Source organism: Hydrogenophaga sp., from assembly GCF_965657535.1.
Taxonomy (GTDB): Bacteria; Pseudomonadota; Gammaproteobacteria; order Burkholderiales; family Burkholderiaceae_C; genus Hydrogenophaga.
In genome coordinates, this window is the sequence record NZ_CBFHOP010000010.1 from 87,780 (window position 1) to 103,800 (window position 16,021).

The window sequence follows — 16,021 nt, forward strand, 5'->3', positions numbered from 1 at the left end:
TCCATTGGTTAACCTTTGTGGGTGCCAGGGTCATGTCCTGTCTTATCTGGGACTGATGGCCCAAGTGGGGTCTGATGCCAAAGATGCATCCATGAGTGGTGTCATGGCCTTCCATTTGTCATAGCCTTCCTTGGCATTTGGCACACCTGCGTTTGCGGTTGCACCCAGCATGCCGCGAGCATAAGCTGCGTAGCCGATCGATAGTGTGGGATAGCCTCCATCAATGGTGAGTTTGCTGCATGCAGTACCAACGTCGGTCGGGTAATTTCTTGCGAACAAATCCTTCCAGGTGGTGATGAGCTTTCCAGCGCTATCGCGGTAGAACCAATAGTAGCCTGGGGCCCGTGCCGCACAGAATCCATTGTCGTCATTCATGAATCTACCCACTGTAAATTTGCTAAACCATGCGAGTGTTTCTGATGCTTTTGGCTCCAGATTTTCCGCTTGTTGGCTGAAGACGATGGACATGAAGTCATTTTGCCAAGGGCTGGTTTCATTTGGGTCGTCCGGGTGTTGAATGGCGCCAAGTGAAGACTCTGTTGGGCTGTTGATGTATTTTTCAGCATACCAATTTAAGTTGTTGACAAGGCGGGCTTGAAAATAACTTTTTAATTTGTGTGAGTCTGGCAGGGCTCGGGCTGCTTCTCCAATGGATCGAAGGGCCCAAGCTTGGGCGCGGACTTCATTTGATTTTATGAGGCCTTTGCTGCCTTCGCGATACGATGGATTCACCGCAGCAATATTCCATGCAGCCCAGAATATTGTTTCGTCCAGGTAAAAAGCGTCACCCGTGATCAGGTAGGGAATGTAGGCGAAAGATCCTTGGTGCGCAGTGTCAGCACTCCAAATGGTCGTGTCACTCGATTTAGGGACGGCAGGGCTTGATGTTCCAAAACGAACCGTGATGTTGGGATGGGTGACGACATCCACGGGTTGCCCGGTGACTTCATCGCGGTAGTGGGTTGGCACGGCCGCAGCAGCATCGGCATTGGCAAGCATGACCTCACGAATGCGGTCATCTTGGGAGATCAGATACTGTGCCGTCCAGCGTGGAATGGGTCCAATTTCTGGTCTACCTCCCGTACCGGGAAAATAGGGCGCCAGAAAGACATTTCCCATGGGTCCGAGGCTCGCCTGCGAGGCGCGCACACTGATCAGCCGGCTGGCTTCGTTGGCCAGCACGGTTTCAGGAACCTTCAAGTTCAAGTCGTAGTTCCAGGTTGCCCGTGTCGACAAAAAGTAGGGCATGTGGTGGCGCACACGCTGCGCAGGCTCGGCGCCGCCGGTCCACACCACTTTGTGCCAGCGGGCGTGGTGGTAGTGCGTGAACTTGGGTTGGCTGTGCAACACCGTGCCGTTGCGCTTGATGGTCAGGTCGTATGTGATGTTGGCTGGGTTGGGCGTCCAGGTGCGGGTATTTTCCAAAACGACATCGGTGCGGATGCGGTTGCCGCCGTCGTGCAGACGGGTGTGGAGTCGGGCCGTCAGGTGGGGGTGCACCTCTCCGGTGGTCTTGTTTTTGAAGCCGGTGACCACCGTGTATTCCGATGCGACCGAACCGTGGAGTCGGCGGGAGGTGTTTTTGGCAATCTCGTCTTTCAATTGCGCTTGTGGCAAGGCCACGAGTGTCCCGGTCACATTGCCGCTCGCGTCGTAAACCCTCGCTTCGAGCTCAATGTTCCAGTCTGGGTTGGCTGGAACGGTTGGGTTGCTGCTGTTTTTGGCTGCGGCATACAGATTGATGATGCGCGTTTGCCCAGACTGCATGTTGTTGAGCTGGGCGCTGAGCACGGCGAAACGCGCTGAGCTGTCTTGGTGGGACGCAATTTCGTCTGCTTGCAGCGGAATTTCAACACCATCTACCTTGGCGGTGAGGCCCTGCGAGCTGGGGTACCAGTCTTTGGCTTTGAAGGGTTGACCAAACGTCACCGGCACCGAGCTTTGGGTTTGGCTGCTGGTGGCGGCGACCTCGACACAAGTGATGGCACCCGTGGCGCAGCTGAAGGCCTCTTTGGCCACGGCGACAGGGGCGGTGGGCGCTGTGGGCGCGGACGGTTCGGTTGGCGGTGGCGACGTGCCGGTGCTGGTGTCGGTCGTTGGCGCCGTTGTGCTGTCTGTGGGGGGCGACGTCGACGTGGGCGTGGACGGCTCTGGGGTGGTACTGGGGGCTGTCGGGCTTGTTGGTTCCGTCACAACGCTGGTGTTTTGGGCTGGACCAGCGGCTTTGGGGTTGTTTGTCTTGGCGGTGGACTCGGTCGGGAGGTCGGTGGCGGTCGTCAGCTCGCCAGTGCTGCCACCACCGCATGCAGCCAAGGCCGCCAGGACAACGATGCTGGGGAGCATTTTTTTGTAGCCACTGAATGAGGGTGTGTGTACGGGTTGATTTTGCATGGTAATTTCAATGTATTCAATACGTCGAATGGTGGCTTGATGAATAGTCGATGGATGAAACTTTTCATTCATTTTTGGCCAATTTCGATTCGCCAAATGTTTTATTCACGGGTGGAATAGAACACTGTTTTTTTCGACGATATGAGCGTGAACTTTAGGGTGCGGTGCCGGCTTGGACAGTGGTTTGCCGACCAGCGTTCAAACACAGGCGATGTGCGGGAAGGCGCAGGTTTAGGCGGTCCATTTCATCGGATAAACGGCTTCTTTGTTACATAGGCACACAATTGCGCTCGCCAAGGCGTTTTTTAATTCGCCGGCTGATCAAAACAGTGTGGTGGGTGGCACAACAGACCGATGGCCTGCGCCGGGTGTGTTGGCGCATCTCTGCGCTGAGGTGAATTATGGATGGCGCGGGGCCCAGTTCGGGGTCGGTGCTCGTAACCGTTTGAACGCTGTTTACATGCGAAACTAAAGCGTAAATTCCATATGCAACAACACGTAGCGTGTTGTAACTAAGATTAAATTCCTAGTTCAATGCGCCGGGCAAACTGAGCGGTGTGCGGGTGGCAAGATAGAAGTCATTTGTAACGGCCGGATGGTGAGGCACCGGTGGTGGCAGTCGAAGCCCGTGAAAATTGAATCCATCAGCATTCATGAACATTTGGCTTGGCACCAAAATTTCGTTCATTTCAGCTTGAAGCCAGCCACCGTTACGTGTTTGTGCAACACCTTCATACAAATTTCCATACGCACGGGCCTGCGCTGGCGTGCCCCGCAGGCCGATGCCGCTGGTGTTGATGAGTGTGTTGTGCGCGAGCAGGATCTGGCTTGAGCGGTTCACGTCCAGCCCGGTGTCGTTGCAGTGCGCCACGATGTTGTTGGCGGCGAGGCCGTGTCGGTGCTCATCGTTTGCGCAGCTGCCGTCGCGGCAGGCCGTTGGGTGCGTGGTGCCGCCACCGAATGAAATTCCCACCCGAACACCGGGGCCAGAGATGTTTTCAGGCGAGCACACCACCAGGTTGCGCTCCATGCGGCCGCCCTCGCTCGCACCCTTCATAAAGAGGCCATACGAGATCTGGTTGCCCTGCGCTTTGGTGAAATGGGTGACGAGGTTGTCTTCTGCCCGCCAGTGGCTGGCACCCACCAGGTCAAGCATGACCACGGGTTTTGCGGTCTGGCGTGCGCTGGTGTTGGTGAGGGTGTTGAACGCCACGAGCCCGTGGTCGGGCCAGTGGCCGCGCAGTCCGTTGACCTTGATGTGGGCATTGAAGTTGGTGATGTGGTTGTTGCGAATGGTGGTGAGCGCACCGTGCCCCACCACATGAAAGGCGTGTTCACAGTCGTCGTGTTTGCCGCACTCGCCACGGATGTGCAGGTTTTCAAAGACCCAGTGTGGTTGGTCCACCAGAATGCCTTCGACCTGGGAAAACGCCAGCCAGACGGTGCCAGGCTGGCGCGCGCTGAGCACGATAGGGGCGCCAACCCGCCCGCCCTGACCCACCTTCAAGGTTTGCCCCACAGGATAGAGCCCAGGGGACACCACGATGCGCGTGCCCGGCAGGGCTTTGAGCATGGCTTCGCGAAGTGCCGGCACAGAGGCCACAACCCATTCGTTGGCCATACCTTCAATGGGTGTATGGAATGCTTGAGCTTGTTGACCTTTTCCCAGGCTGGGTAGGTTTTGGGGCGGTGTGCGCTCATACCGGCGCTGAAGGGCATGAAGGGGCGGCAGCAATGCGGCTTCCAGTGTGTTGTGCCCCTGCAGTCGCCGCTTCAAATACCGGATGATTTCTTGTGGACTTCGGCTGTGCGCTTCTGTCCAAAGGCGGTTGATATTTGCGCCGAAAAATAGCCCAACGCAAAAAAATGTGCCTGCTGTAGCGACGATCAGCAGCGCAATCAGGCGGAACCCGCCAGGGCGCGGGCGCTGTGCTATTGAATTTGTGGCCAAAGGAATGTATTGGTACGTGAAGATAGGCCAGATAATTTGAAATCAAAACCCGGCCGAACAGCATGGCAGCCAATGAAAGATGGGGTCTTTGGTGGGCTTCATTGGGTGCATGACGCATTGGTCTGGGCCATTCAGGCAGGCTCCCCAGGGTGCGCTGTGGTTGGGCGAGGGTGCAATGTGTTCGGTATTGTGGGCGCCGGTGCCTATTGTGAAGGCTTGCGTTCGCGCAATGCCTGCGCGATTTACCTGCTTTTCGGTAGTGCGGATACTTGCTCGGCGGTATTTTCAGCCAGGGGTGACATTCGGATACTTGTGTCCAGATGTTGATACATGAGGCTGTCATGACCCAGAATCAGGCGTTTGAAGCACCCCCTTTTTCTTGCAGGCACTGTGGCGCGCAGGTGGTGCATCTTTTTGCAGACTTGGGGCTGACGCCGTTGTGCCAAACCCAGATCGCGCCGCACAGGTTCAACGAGCCCGAGTCGTTTTTCCCCTTGCAGGCCTATGTTTGTGGGCGTTGTTGGCTGGTTCAGTTGCGTGACTGTGTTTCGTCTAGCGACGTGTTCACCGACGACTACCCCTACTTTTCGTCCTTCTCCAGCAGCTGGGTGCAACACGCGAAGCGCTATGTGGACAGCATGGTGGAGCGGTTGGGTTTGTCCGCAGACAGCCTGGTGATGGAGCTGGCCTGCAACGATGGTTATCTGTTGCAGCATTTTTCACCTTATGGGGTGCCGGTATTGGGTGTTGAGCCGTCGCGCAGCGTGGCCAGGGCGGCCGTGGCGCGGGGCATACCCACCGAAATGGTATTTTTTGGCCTGGAGACCGCGCGGGGTCTGCGCGAGCGTTACGGTGCGGCGGACTTGATCACGGGCAACAATGTGTTGGCGCATGTGCCGGATATCAACGATTTTTTGGCTGGTGTGGCGTGGGCACTGCGGGCTGGGGGCACAGTGACGTTTGAGTTTCCGCACCTGTTGAACTTGATGCGGCACAACCAGTTCGACACGATTTACCACGAGCATTTTTCGTATTTGTCGCTGCACGCGGTGCTTGGCGTGTTTGCCACGGCCGGCTTGGCGGTTTATGACGTGGAGGTGCTGCCAACCCATGGGGGTTCGCTGCGGGTGTTTGGACAGTTGGAGGATGGGCACCACCCCGTGAGCGAGCGGGTGGCGGCGCTCCTGGCCGATGAGGTGGCCGCTGGCTTGTTGGCGGTTTCGACCTATACCGCTTTTGCCGAACAGGCCCGGGCGACGAAGCGCGATATCTTGAGTTTTCTGATCGATGCAAGGCGCAACGGCAAGCGTGTGGCGGGCTACGGGGCGCCAGGCAAGGGCAATACGTTGCTCAATTATTGCGGTGTGGGCACCGACATGCTGGATTTCACGGTGGACGCCAATCCGGCCAAGCAATGGACGTTCACACCGGGCAGCCGTATTCCCATTTTTCCACCCGATCACATACGGCAGGCCAAGCCGGACTATTTGTTCATCTTGCCCTGGAATCTGAAGGACGAAATCATGGCCCAGACCGGCTACATACGCGAATGGGGTGGCCAGTGGGTGACGCCTATTCCCTGGCCGCAGGTCTGGCCAGCGGCCGGTGATGCTTGTGCGCCGCGCGAGCCTGGGTCGCAAGGCTAGCCAGCAGCCTTGGTGCCCAGCGGTGTGCACCGCGAAGCGAACAGCTGCAAAGTATTTGCCAACACAGGGGAAGCATGATGCGCATCTTGGTGACGGGGACGGATGGCTACATTGGGTCGGTGCTGGGGCCACTGTTGGTGCAAGCGGGTCACACGGTGGTGGGTCTGGACACGGGTTTTTACAACTCGGCGCGGTTGTTTCACGACCCGCACGCGCGCTACTGCCCGGCCACGCTGAGGAAGGATGTGCGCCAGGTGGAGGTAGCAGACTTGCAGGGTTTTGATGCCGTGGTTCACCTGGCCGAACTTTCAAACGACCCACTGGGTGAACACAGCCCGGGTGTGACGTTTGACATCAACCACCAGGGCTCGGTGCGGCTGGCCCGGGCAGCCCGCGAAGCGGGTGTGAGGCGGTTTGTGTACACGTCGTCTTGCAGCGTGTATGGGGTGGCCAGCGGGGTGGTTGACGAGTGCTCGGACACCAACCCGCAGACGGCCTATGCGCAGTGCAAGGTGCTGGTGGAGCACGACGTGGGCGCCTTGGCCACGGGTGGTTTCTCACCCACCTTTTTGCGCAACGCTACCGCCTATGGCGCTTCACCCAGCATGCGTTTTGACATCGTGCTGAACAATCTGGCCGGCCTTGCATGGACCGAGCGGACGATTGCCATGACCAGCGATGGCACGCCTTGGCGCCCGCTGGTGCATGTGCGCGACATTTGCCGGGCGGTGGAATGCACGTTGAAGACGCCGGTAGAGGTGGTGAGCAATCAGATCTACAACGTGGGCGCCACACGCTCCAATTACCAGGTGCGCGATATTGCGCACACCGTGGCTGAGACGTTTTCTGGCTGTGCGCTCACCTTGGGCGCTTCCAGCGCAGACAACCGCAGTTACCAGGTGAACTTTGACAAGATTCACCGCGAGCTTGCTGATTTTCGGTGCGAATGGGATGTGCAACGTGGCGCCGAGGAGTTGCTGGGCGTGTTCCAGCGAATAGACATGGCCAAGACTGAATTCCAGCACCCGGCTTTCACACGTTTGAAGTCATTGACGCATCTGGTCAATACCGGGCAGGTGGACGACCGATTTTTCTGGCGACCGTGGCCCACCTGCTGAACCACCAAACGGATGGCTCGGGGATGTTTGTGGTTGCCAGGTTGGCTGTAAGCAGATTGGGAGGTGGGTTATGAAAGTGGTTCTCTTTTGCGGTGGCATGGGAACACGCATGCGGGAGTATTCGCAGACAATCCCCAAGTCGTTGGTGCATGTGGGGCAGCGCCCCATCATTTGGCATTTAATGCGAAATTTCGCCCATTTTGGCTACACGGATTTTATTTTGTGCCTGGGTTACAAAGGTGAAATGATTCGAGAGTATTTCTTGAAATACAACCCGATGTTGAGTGGCGATTGCCGTTTGGAAAAGGGTGTGGCACGCCTGCACGCAGACGGTACCGATGTGTGTGACTGGAATATTGACTTTGTTGACACGGGTCTGCATACCAATATTGGTGGGCGCCTGGTTGCGGTGAGGCATTTGTTGAAAGATGAGCCGGTGTTTTTGGCCAATTATTCTGACCAGCTGAGTGATCTTGATATTCACCAGTATGTGGCCAAGGCGCAAGAAATTGGCAAGGTGGCCAGTTTTGTTTCGGTGCGGCCCCCCGGCAGTTTTCACAGCGTCAATGCAGAGGCCAATGGCACGGTGAATTATGTGGGGCCTTGGGCCGACAACAAGCTCTGGATCAACGGTGGCTACATGCTGCTGCGCCAGGCTATTTTTGATTACATGGAGCCTGGCGACGAGTTGGTCGAAGCGCCATTTCAACGGTTGATCCAGCAGCAGCAACTCTATTCGTACCGGTATGAGGGATTCTGGAAGGCGATGGATACCTACAAGGACAAGCTTTCTTTTGATGAAGACTACGACCGAGGTCGGCGGCCCTGGGAATACTGGAACAAGACATGATGCGTTTGGCGCTCCAGGGCAAGGCAAACCCGGTGGTTCTTTGCCTGGGTGCGCACTGCGACGACATTGAAATTGGTTGCGGTGGCACTTTGCTGGCGATTGCCGAGGCTTGCCCGCAGGCGCAACTGCATTGCTGGGTGTTCAGCGGCAGTGAGCCGCGGGTGGCTGAAACGCGGTGTTGTCTGGAGCGGCTGTGGGGCTGCGAGCGGTTTTCCCTGGTGGCGCTGGGCGGTCGGGACGGGTATTTCCCCGCCGATTGGGCTTTTGTGAAGGCTCAGATGCAGGCCTGTAGCTTGGCCCTTGCGCCTGACCTTGTGTTTACCCACACCAAAGACGACAGCCACCAGGACCACAGAACGGTGGCCGAGTTGACCTGGAACCACTTCCGGAATCAGTTGATTTTGGAGTATGAAATTGCGAAGTTTGACGGAGACCTGGGGCGAACGAACTGCTATGTGCCGCTGACGGAAGGGCAGTTGCGCCGCAAGGTCGCGGCGTTGATGGCGTCTTTTCCGTCGCAAACCAACAAGCCTTGGTTCACCGAAAGCACTTTTGAGGCGCTGGCACGCTTGAGGGGTGTGGAATGCAATGCCCCGAGCGGCCACGCTGAAGGTTTTTACCTGCGCAAGGCGAGCCTGGGCTTTTGACGTCAACCGTGGTGTGAGAGGCCGTTGAAGGCGCGCCTTGTTGGGGTGAGCAGCCCGGCCGATACGGCGAGTGCGGCGGCTTTTTGTAGCAAGCTGAAGTCAAGCTTGGAGCGCTGTGCAATGTCAAGCAAGGAGTGCAGCCCGTCGGAGTAGTTGAGGACCCAGAGCAGGGCGTGCTGGCATTCGGCAATTTGGGTGGTGCCACCCATCATTTGGTACAAACCACGGCGCCCCAGCTGGGGTTCGCCTTTGGCAAACAGGTTCAGGTAGGTGCGGTCGGCATCGACCACGTTCAAGATGGCGAGCAGGGTGGCCAGCGAGTCTTGAAGGTGTTCGGGCCGCACGAGGTCCAGGTTGTCGGCAGAGGTGTGGTACTGCGCATAGGTGCCGTTGGGCGATCGGGTGAGGCGGCCCATGGGCAGGTTGATGCCGGGCGAGCAAAACTGCCTTTCGTCGTAACCCCAGGGCGAAAAGTCCAGTACCCGGGCGCTGTTGTTTTGCGAGGCAAGCACATACGCGCTGGCTTTGTCGACGGCAGCGTCGTGGCGCCGTGAGCGTTTGTAGGTCACGGCACCCGCGTCGCCGGCCACGGAAACGATGAGCCCGCTGTGCACCAAGGGCCAACGGTGTTCGTTGCGGCACAGCCAGGCCAGCGAACCGATGGTGGCGGGCGCCAGAATGATGCGGTAAGTGAATTCCAACGAAGTCTTGGCCAGGTAGCGGGAAAGCTCGCTCAGCAGGGCAATGCCCGAGAGGTTGTCGTTGCACAGTGAAGGGTGGCAAGTGTGGGCAAACAGCAGCACTTCTTCTTTGCGAGCGCCCGGAAAAACGCATTCGGCGTAGGTCAGAGAGCCGCTTTGCAGCGTGGCGTCAATAAAGACTTCGTAGGTGCCTGGGGCCAGGGTTTCGCGCTGGCGGTGGCTGAGGCAAAAACCCCAGGTTGCTTGGTAGTAACTGGTGCGGTACGGAATCCAGTCGGGGTGTTCCGGGTCGCTGTGGAGGTGGGGCTGTAGCGCGTCAAGCGTCATGCGGGTGTGCACAGGCGTGCTGTAGCTGACCACATGGAGGTTGCTGTTGACAAAGTTGACCACCTCCGCACCGTCGGGTCCTCGTATCCAGGCGCTGCAAATGTTCCACTCGTTGGGAATGGTCCAGTCAAAGATGCGCGTGCCTGTGGGCACCTCGGTGCGTTTGAGCGGCATGTGCTCGCAAACGATGTCCAGCGTTTGGCGCACACCATCGCCGGTGATGCTGCGGCAAATGGGGTACAGCCGCTCGATGAGGTGGTGCATGCGTTCACCGGCCCGGTCGGTGTTCAGCTGGGTGACCCAGTCTCCAAGTGTTGTCATGGTGTGTTTGGGTTGTGTTGCGGTGTGCGTGGCATGGGCGCTTGTGTGCATCAGGCGTACCAAAGGGTGGGGCGCTCGGGCCCGACCCAGCTCGGATGGTGGCCGCGGCCCGAGGTGTCCAGCATTTGGGTGGGGTCGGGTTTTAGGTTTTCGTACCAGAGCGTTTTGTTTCCCAGCGGTGTTGACCTGGGGTGGGCGGCTTCTGCCAGCACGTCGGAAATCGGTAGGCACGCTTCAAAAATCTGGATGCCCCCGAGCAAGCCGCACCACACTTCTTTGCCCGGCGCCCAGGGGGCATCGCCCCAGTTGAGCGCGGGCACGGGTGGCCGGCGGTTGCCCCAGGTGGGCGGTGCAACAAAGGTGACGCGGTGGTGGCGGTCGGTGCGGGGCAGATCCCAGTAAAACGCATGGTGTTTGCCCAGCGGGCTGGCCCAGACGCGCAGGGCTTGCGTGTACCAGCGGTCGTAAACCACCTCGCTGCCCAGCAGGTCGCGGCGCACAACGGAAACTTCCCACCGGTGGCGGCTGCCCGCAGGCGGCGGCTGTGGGTAGGGGTGAGCGCCGTAGTAGGTGTCGGCGTCGCCGTCGGGGGTCCAAAGAAAGGTCTTCAGGTTGTCGAGACCGTCGTCATTTCCCCAAAAGAACGCGGTGTAGTAGCCACTTTGCTGCCTGGGAAAGACGCGCCAGATGTAGGTGGCGGGGTAGGGCTTTAGCGGGGCGAGGAAGCGAAATCGCATGGTGCGGCGAACGCCGGCCGAGCCTGGAAAGTTCAGGGCCTGTGTCGGTGTGCGGGCCGCTGGGTCGGCGCCAGGCGAGCACCCGGCTGCGGCTGCGGCGGCACAGCCTGACACGGTGCTGAGAAAGCTGCGGCGGAGCATGGTGGCTGTGTTCAGTTGGCCGTGGCCGTGGTGGTTTCAAGCGCGCTGCCGGTGCAAGGCTGCGCTTTGCTGCTGCCGCGTGTTCGTGCGTCGGGCACCAGGTCGAGCAGCGCTTCGTATTGCTGGGCGAGTTGCTGCCTGTTATGGCGGGCGGTTTGCTGCACCTTGATTTGCAACGCGTCTTGTTGCGCGATCATGGTGTGCAGCATGTCCATGAGGGTCTCGGCGTCGATCGCGTCCATGTGGATATGGAAGTCGGCGAGACCACAGAGATCGAGCACATCGCCGGTCTTGCGGTGGTAGCGCAAACCCAGTGCGGGGCGACCGGCCAACAGCGAAAGCACCACGCCATGAAAGCGGGTGGCCACCAATACGTCGGTTTCGCCAAGGCGCTGGACGAGTTCGTTGACCGTCGGGGGCATGAACAACTTTTGTTCAAGGTTGCTGGATGGGGTGTGGCCAAAGCGCTTGAGGTGTTGCATCACATCAACCATGACGTTGCCGTCTTTGGGCTGGGTGGCATACATGAACCAGTCGCAGCCTGCGGCGTCCATCAGTGCGCAGAAGGCGGCGAGTTGTTGCACATAGACGCGGTAGGCGTGCGGATTGGGTTCGTGCCAGTAGCGCGGGTCGTGCACGGGCATCGGGTTGAGGCCAATCACCGGGTGGCGCCGGGTGGTGGGCCGGTGGTTGGGGCTGATGAGGAGGCTGAAGGCCAGGTCGGGCATGACGGCGGCGCCGTGTCCAGCCCAGCGGCATGCGACGAGCTGTCGGGACGCTTCGTCGCGGAAGGACGCCAGGTGGGCGGCGCGCAGTGCACACCGGATGAAAAAGAAGCTCCAGGCGGATGCAATTGGGCCTGCGCCAACGCTCACAAAAGCCACTTTGCAGCCAGCCAGGCGGGCCAGCCAAGCCCATTTGAGCATGGCATATGGGAATGCCCATACGCCCCCAAAGTTGTCCAGAAATGGGTTGGAACCGGCTACCAGAAGCAGGTCAATCCCCAGAAGTTGCTGGCGGCTTTGCCGGATGAAAAGCAGCTCTTTGAGCAAGGTTGAGGGCAATCCTGCGGCTTTGCGTGCGAAACGGTAGCTGCTGCGCAAACCAGGGATAGCCTTGAGCCGCTCTTTCAGGCCTGGGCTTTGTTCGTCGGCCGAGTGTGCGGGGGGGTGTGTTGGCTGGGCTGGCGGTGGTGGATGGTTGACGCCCAGGCTTGATGCCTTGCGCGACACGGGGTGAGCCGCGACACCATGGCGCCAATGGGTGTTGGCGGGGTTGCTTGAAAAGCACACCAGTTCAGCGCCAGGAACACGCAGACGCAGGTTTTCAAGGACGGCCTGGACGATGGCCTCGTCGCCCAGATTGTTGTTTCCATAGTGACCCAGCACACCGATGCGCAAGCTGTCGCACGCGCGAGCGGTGTGCGTTGTCTGGGGCGGGTGCGTGGTGTCGGTCATGTTGTGTGTTGGCGTGCCTGGGGCCGTTGCTCGGCGTGGGGGTCAGTTCAGCAACGAAGAACGAAGGTCTTGAAACAGCCTGTGGCGCGACCACCGCAGGTAGCGCCCAACAGCCAGGGCCAGCCGCATGCGCTGACCAAGACCGAGGGGTACGCGCGCCAGAAGCTCCAGGTTGGCCCACGCCATGCGCCAGTACTGAAAGCGCATGCGCTTTCCGCTGGGGTTGTAGTGCGCCATGCGTTGGGTGTCACCCATCAGCGCGGTCGCTGTTCGCGGGTCCATTCGCCGGTAAAACAAGAAATCTTGGATCTCAATAAACCGGCCGTGCAAAGACAGCTCGGTCATGAGGATGCTGTCTGAAGAGAAAAACGGGCGAATCAGCGGTGTCTGGCGCAGGGCATGGGTGCGCACTACGCCGTTCATGATGTTGTTGAGCTTCAGGCGCTGGCTGCACGCCTCGTAGCGGGCGACAGCGTCGGGCTGGTCAAGGTTCATGTCGTCTACGTAGTCTTGGCCGTCTGCGGGCTGCTCGGTGAAAAGCCGTGTGCGCGGACAACAGAGCACCGCACCCGGGTCGGCGTCGAGTGCACTGACGCACCGCTGTAAAAAGCTGGGCATGCAGAGGTCGTTTGCCGAGGCCCACTTGAACAAGGGCGCTCGCGCATGGCGCAGCACGGTGTTGAAGTTTTCAGAAGCACCCACGTTGCTGGGGTTTCGCAAAACCCGTATGCGCGGATCGCGCAGGGCGTATGCCTGGCATATCGCCGGGGTGGCGTCTGTTGAGGCATTGTCAGAAATGATCAACTCAAAGTCTGTCAGCGTTTGGCCGAGCAAGGAATCCAGCGTGGCACTCAAATGCTCGGCACCATTGAAAACCGGTATGCCCACGCTGACACGGGGCAATGGGCATGGATGGGGTTGGGTCACTTTGGGATGCAGCGCACTGCCCTTGGTTTTACGGCAGCGTGTGGGCTGTCGGCTACACGCTGCAACCTATGTTACGAAGCGCCCGAGCCCGCAAATTGACGCCGCTCAATGTCCCAAGCAAGGGGGCGAGGCACGCTGAACATTTGGGCCCGTATCTTCAATGCCGGGGTGCATGTCTTGGTGCTTCACACTTGGGGTGTGCAACGTATGATCCAACGGGTGAATGCACCAAGCGGTGTTCGCCATTCAACGAGACGCTATGAAAATCTCAGTGGTTGGTACGGGTTACGTGGGCTTGGTCAGTGGCGCTTGCCTGGCCGAGGTGGGCAACGACGTGTTGTGCCTTGACCTTGACCCGGAAAAGATCCGCATGTTGGCGTCGGGCGGCATTCCCATTTTTGAGCCGGGCCTGCAAGACATGGTGCAGCGCAACGTGGCAGCGGGGCGGCTTCGGTTCACCACCGACATTGAGCGGGCGGTGCACCACGGCACCATTCAGTTCATTGCGGTGGGCACCCCGCCCGAAGAAGACGGCTCGGCCGACATGCAATATGTGTTGGCCGCTGCCCGCAACATGGGCCGGCTGATGACCGACTACAAGGTGGTGGTGGACAAGAGCACGGTGCCAGTGGGCACGGCCGATCGGGTGCAGGCCGCCATTGCCGAAGAGCTGCAAAAGCGCGGTGTGACCACGCCGTACGCGGTGGTGTCCAACCCCGAGTTTTTGAAAGAGGGCGCAGCGGTTGAAGACTTTATGCGGCCTGACCGCATCATCGTGGGGGCCAACGACGAGCAGGCGGTGCACCTCATGCGCGCGCTGTATTCGCCGTTTCAGCGCAACCGCGAACGCCTGATCGTGACCGACGTGCGCAGCGCCGAGCTGACCAAATACGCCGCCAACGCCATGCTGGCCACCCGCATCAGCTTCATGAACGAACTGGCCAACCTGGCTGAAGCGCTGGGTGCCGACATTGAAATGGTGCGCCAGGGCATGGGTGCTGACCCGCGCATTGGCCACCACTTTTTGTACCCCGGTTGCGGCTACGGTGGCTCGTGTTTCCCCAAAGACGTGAAGGCGCTGATCAAAACCGCAGCGGGTGAAGCCGGGCTAGACCTGAAGGTGCTGACCGCGGTGGAAGCAGCCAACGATGCACAAAAACATGTGCTCGGGCGCAAGGTGAAGCAGCGCTTGGGCGACGACCTGAGCGAGCGGCACTTTGCGGTGTGGGGCCTGGCCTTCAAGCCCAACACCGACGACATGCGCGAAGCGTCCAGCATTGAACTGATCAACGACTTGCTGGCTACGGGAGCCACGGTAACCGCCTACGACCCAGTGGCCATGCACGAAGCCCAGCGCGTGCTGGGCGACGACCCGCGCATAAGCTACGCCAAAACGCCCAACGAGGCCTTGGCCGGCGCCGACGCGCTGGTGATCGTCACCGAGTGGAAAGAGTTTCGCAGCCCCGACTTTGACCTGATCAAGGCCCGCCTGAAACAGCCGCTGATTGTGGATGGCCGCAATTTGTACGACCCAGCCTGGGTGCGAGGCCAGGGCTTTGAGTACCTGGCCATTGGGCGTTGAGCGGCTCAGCGGCTGCATGGTGGCGGTTGGGGTGTTGCATGCCTGCTGATCTGTTTGAGTCAGATGCCTGGTTTGGCAACCTGCTGGCGCACGGCTTTGAACAGCCGCCGCAGGCCTTCAAGCTGGTGCTGTTCTCGGCCAACGGCCAGGCGCTGGCCCACTTGCACCTGATGCAGTCCAAGCCGGGCGCGCCTTTGGCTTCTTTGTCCAATTACTACAGTTGTTTGTATGGGCCGGTGCCTGCGGTGCCCGGTGGCGCAGAGCAGGTGGCGCCAGCACAGTGGCAGGCAGCCGGGCGGGCCATGCGGGCTTTGCCCGGCGGTGCACAGCTGCGCTTGCAGCCGCTGGACAGCGCCAGCGCCTGGCTGCCCGCGCTGGAAAGCAGCCTGCGCCAGGCCGGCTATTGGACCCAGCGCTATTTCTGTTTCGGCAACTGGTACCAGCCGGTGCCGCCGGGCGGCTTTGCAGCTTACTGGGCCGAACGGCCCTCAGCCTTGCGCCACAGCGTCGAGCGCGGCCGCCGGCGCTTGGCCCAGGCGGGCCGCTGGCGCGTTGACATCGTCACCGGCGTTGCGGCCCAGTCGCCGTTGTCGCAAACAAGTCTTCAAGAAGCCATGGCCGCTTATGAAGCGGTTTACAACCAAAGCTGGAAAGGCGCCGAGCGCTGCCCAGCGTTCATGCCCGGGCTCATGCACACCGCAGCCAGCCAGGGTTGGCTGCGCCTGGGTGTGTTGTGGCTCAACGACCAGCCCGTGGCCGCTCAGGTGTGGCTGGTTCACGGCGGCAAGGCCAACATTTACAAGCTGGCCTACGTGAAAGGCCATGAAAAGCTGTCGGCCGGCTCGGTGCTCACTGCGGCGCTCATGCAACACACCATGGACGTGGACCGCGTGCAAGAGGTGGACTACCTGAGCGGCGACGACGCCTACAAAGCCGACTGGATGGCCCTGCGCAGGGAGCGGGTGGGGGTGGTGGGGTTTGACCAGCGAGCGCTCGCAGGTTGGTTCGGTGCCTTGCGTCATACCGCAGGGCGGTGGGTGCGCCGAGCCACTGGTGCTTTGGTTCGGCATTGAACGCGTGGGCTGGGCTGCTGGCGGGCATTGAAAAAACTGTCGAAAAACTTGACACAGCGCCGCACGGTTTGCTGGGCTGTTTGCAAAAAAGCTTGTAAGTGTTTGAAAAGACAGTCAAATATTTCGTTGGCACACTAAGTGCTTAGTTGCTG

General features: G+C 59.7%; 12 protein-coding genes. 6 read left to right on the top strand and 6 right to left on the bottom strand.

Annotated features, from left to right (window positions below; translation table 11 throughout):
* Positions 1 to 42 precede the first annotated feature (42 nt).
* Positions 43 to 2,463, bottom strand: coding sequence for a hypothetical protein (locus ACTG4K_RS16650; RefSeq protein ID WP_439115331.1), 2,421 nt, complete (start codon positions 2,461 to 2,463; stop codon positions 43 to 45).
* Between the two features lie 454 nt (positions 2,464 to 2,917).
* Positions 2,918 to 4,012 (bottom strand): hypothetical protein, encoded by a 1,095-nt coding sequence (locus ACTG4K_RS16655; RefSeq protein WP_439115332.1) that lies wholly within the window; start codon positions 4,010 to 4,012, stop codon positions 2,918 to 2,920.
* Between the two features lie 671 nt (positions 4,013 to 4,683).
* Between ACTG4K_RS16655 and ACTG4K_RS16660 the strand changes: the two genes are divergently transcribed.
* The 4 genes from ACTG4K_RS16660 to ACTG4K_RS16675 all read left to right on the top strand — a co-directional run bounded on the left by ACTG4K_RS16660 (position 4,684) and on the right by ACTG4K_RS16675 (position 8,603).
* Complete coding sequence (locus tag ACTG4K_RS16660) at positions 4,684 to 5,988, top strand: methyltransferase domain-containing protein (protein ID WP_439115333.1); 1,305 nt, start codon at positions 4,684 to 4,686, stop codon at positions 5,986 to 5,988.
* A 74-nt stretch (positions 5,989 to 6,062) separates the two neighbouring features.
* Positions 6,063 to 7,106, top strand: a complete 1,044-nt coding sequence (locus tag ACTG4K_RS16665; RefSeq protein WP_439115334.1) for an NAD-dependent epimerase/dehydratase family protein — start codon at positions 6,063 to 6,065, stop codon at positions 7,104 to 7,106.
* 70 nt (positions 7,107 to 7,176) lie between these two features.
* A complete protein-coding gene (locus ACTG4K_RS16670) occupies positions 7,177 to 7,956 on the top strand; it encodes a sugar phosphate nucleotidyltransferase (protein WP_439115335.1) in 780 nt (259 codons plus the stop codon).
* Complete coding sequence (locus ACTG4K_RS16675; RefSeq protein ID WP_439115336.1) at positions 7,953 to 8,603, top strand: PIG-L deacetylase family protein; 651 nt, start codon at positions 7,953 to 7,955, stop codon at positions 8,601 to 8,603. Before ACTG4K_RS16670 ends, ACTG4K_RS16675 begins: the two co-directional genes overlap by 4 nt.
* Before the next feature lie 2 nt (positions 8,604 to 8,605).
* On the opposite strand, the gene ACTG4K_RS16680 is transcribed toward ACTG4K_RS16675, so the two are convergent.
* From ACTG4K_RS16680 to ACTG4K_RS16695, 4 genes are read right to left on the bottom strand one after another with little or no spacing between them, the layout of a single operon-like run.
* Positions 8,606 to 9,952 (bottom strand): DUF4910 domain-containing protein, encoded by a 1,347-nt coding sequence (locus ACTG4K_RS16680; protein WP_439115337.1) that lies wholly within the window; start codon positions 9,950 to 9,952, stop codon positions 8,606 to 8,608.
* 50 nt (positions 9,953 to 10,002) lie between these two features.
* Positions 10,003 to 10,830 carry a hypothetical protein gene (locus ACTG4K_RS16685; RefSeq protein ID WP_439115338.1) on the bottom strand — a complete coding sequence of 276 codons (828 nt, stop codon included), beginning with the start codon at positions 10,828 to 10,830 and terminating at the stop codon, positions 10,003 to 10,005.
* 11 nt (positions 10,831 to 10,841) lie between these two features.
* Positions 10,842 to 12,287, bottom strand: a complete 1,446-nt coding sequence (locus tag ACTG4K_RS16690; RefSeq protein ID WP_439115339.1) for a polysaccharide pyruvyl transferase family protein — start codon at positions 12,285 to 12,287, stop codon at positions 10,842 to 10,844.
* A gap of 42 nt (positions 12,288 to 12,329) precedes the next feature.
* Positions 12,330 to 13,214, bottom strand: coding sequence for a glycosyltransferase family 2 protein (locus ACTG4K_RS16695; RefSeq protein ID WP_439115340.1), 885 nt, complete (start codon positions 13,212 to 13,214; stop codon positions 12,330 to 12,332).
* Between the two features lie 259 nt (positions 13,215 to 13,473).
* Between ACTG4K_RS16695 and ACTG4K_RS16700 the strand changes: the two genes are divergently transcribed.
* Positions 13,474 to 14,796 (top strand): UDP-glucose dehydrogenase family protein, encoded by a 1,323-nt coding sequence (locus tag ACTG4K_RS16700; RefSeq protein WP_439115341.1) that lies wholly within the window; start codon positions 13,474 to 13,476, stop codon positions 14,794 to 14,796.
* A 38-nt stretch (positions 14,797 to 14,834) separates the two neighbouring features.
* Positions 14,835 to 15,869, top strand: coding sequence for a GNAT family N-acetyltransferase (locus ACTG4K_RS16705; RefSeq protein WP_439115342.1), 1,035 nt, complete (start codon positions 14,835 to 14,837; stop codon positions 15,867 to 15,869).
* Positions 15,870 to 16,021 lie beyond the last annotated feature (152 nt).

Bases quoted from the DNA above. Each gene is read 5' to 3' on its own strand.
- ACTG4K_RS16655 (WP_439115332.1), bottom strand. From the start codon at position 4,012: ATGGCCAACGAATGGGTTGTGGCCTCTGTGCCGGCACTTCGCGAAGCC.
- ACTG4K_RS16650 (WP_439115331.1), bottom strand. From the start codon at position 2,463: ATGAATGAAAAGTTTCATCCATCGACTATTCATCAAGCCACCATTCGA.
- ACTG4K_RS16690 (WP_439115339.1), bottom strand. From the start codon at position 12,287: ATGACCGACACCACGCACCCGCCCCAGACAACGCACACCGCTCGCGCG.
- ACTG4K_RS16675 (WP_439115336.1), top strand. From the start codon at position 7,953: ATGATGCGTTTGGCGCTCCAGGGCAAGGCAAACCCGGTGGTTCTTTGC.
- ACTG4K_RS16685 (WP_439115338.1), bottom strand. From the start codon at position 10,830: ATGCTCCGCCGCAGCTTTCTCAGCACCGTGTCAGGCTGTGCCGCCGCA.
- ACTG4K_RS16670 (WP_439115335.1), top strand. From the start codon at position 7,177: ATGAAAGTGGTTCTCTTTTGCGGTGGCATGGGAACACGCATGCGGGAG.
- ACTG4K_RS16660 (WP_439115333.1), top strand. From the start codon at position 4,684: ATGACCCAGAATCAGGCGTTTGAAGCACCCCCTTTTTCTTGCAGGCAC.
- ACTG4K_RS16700 (WP_439115341.1), top strand. From the start codon at position 13,474: ATGAAAATCTCAGTGGTTGGTACGGGTTACGTGGGCTTGGTCAGTGGC.
- ACTG4K_RS16680 (WP_439115337.1), bottom strand. From the start codon at position 9,952: ATGACAACACTTGGAGACTGGGTCACCCAGCTGAACACCGACCGGGCC.
- ACTG4K_RS16705 (WP_439115342.1), top strand. From the start codon at position 14,835: ATGCCTGCTGATCTGTTTGAGTCAGATGCCTGGTTTGGCAACCTGCTG.
- ACTG4K_RS16665 (WP_439115334.1), top strand. From the start codon at position 6,063: ATGATGCGCATCTTGGTGACGGGGACGGATGGCTACATTGGGTCGGTG.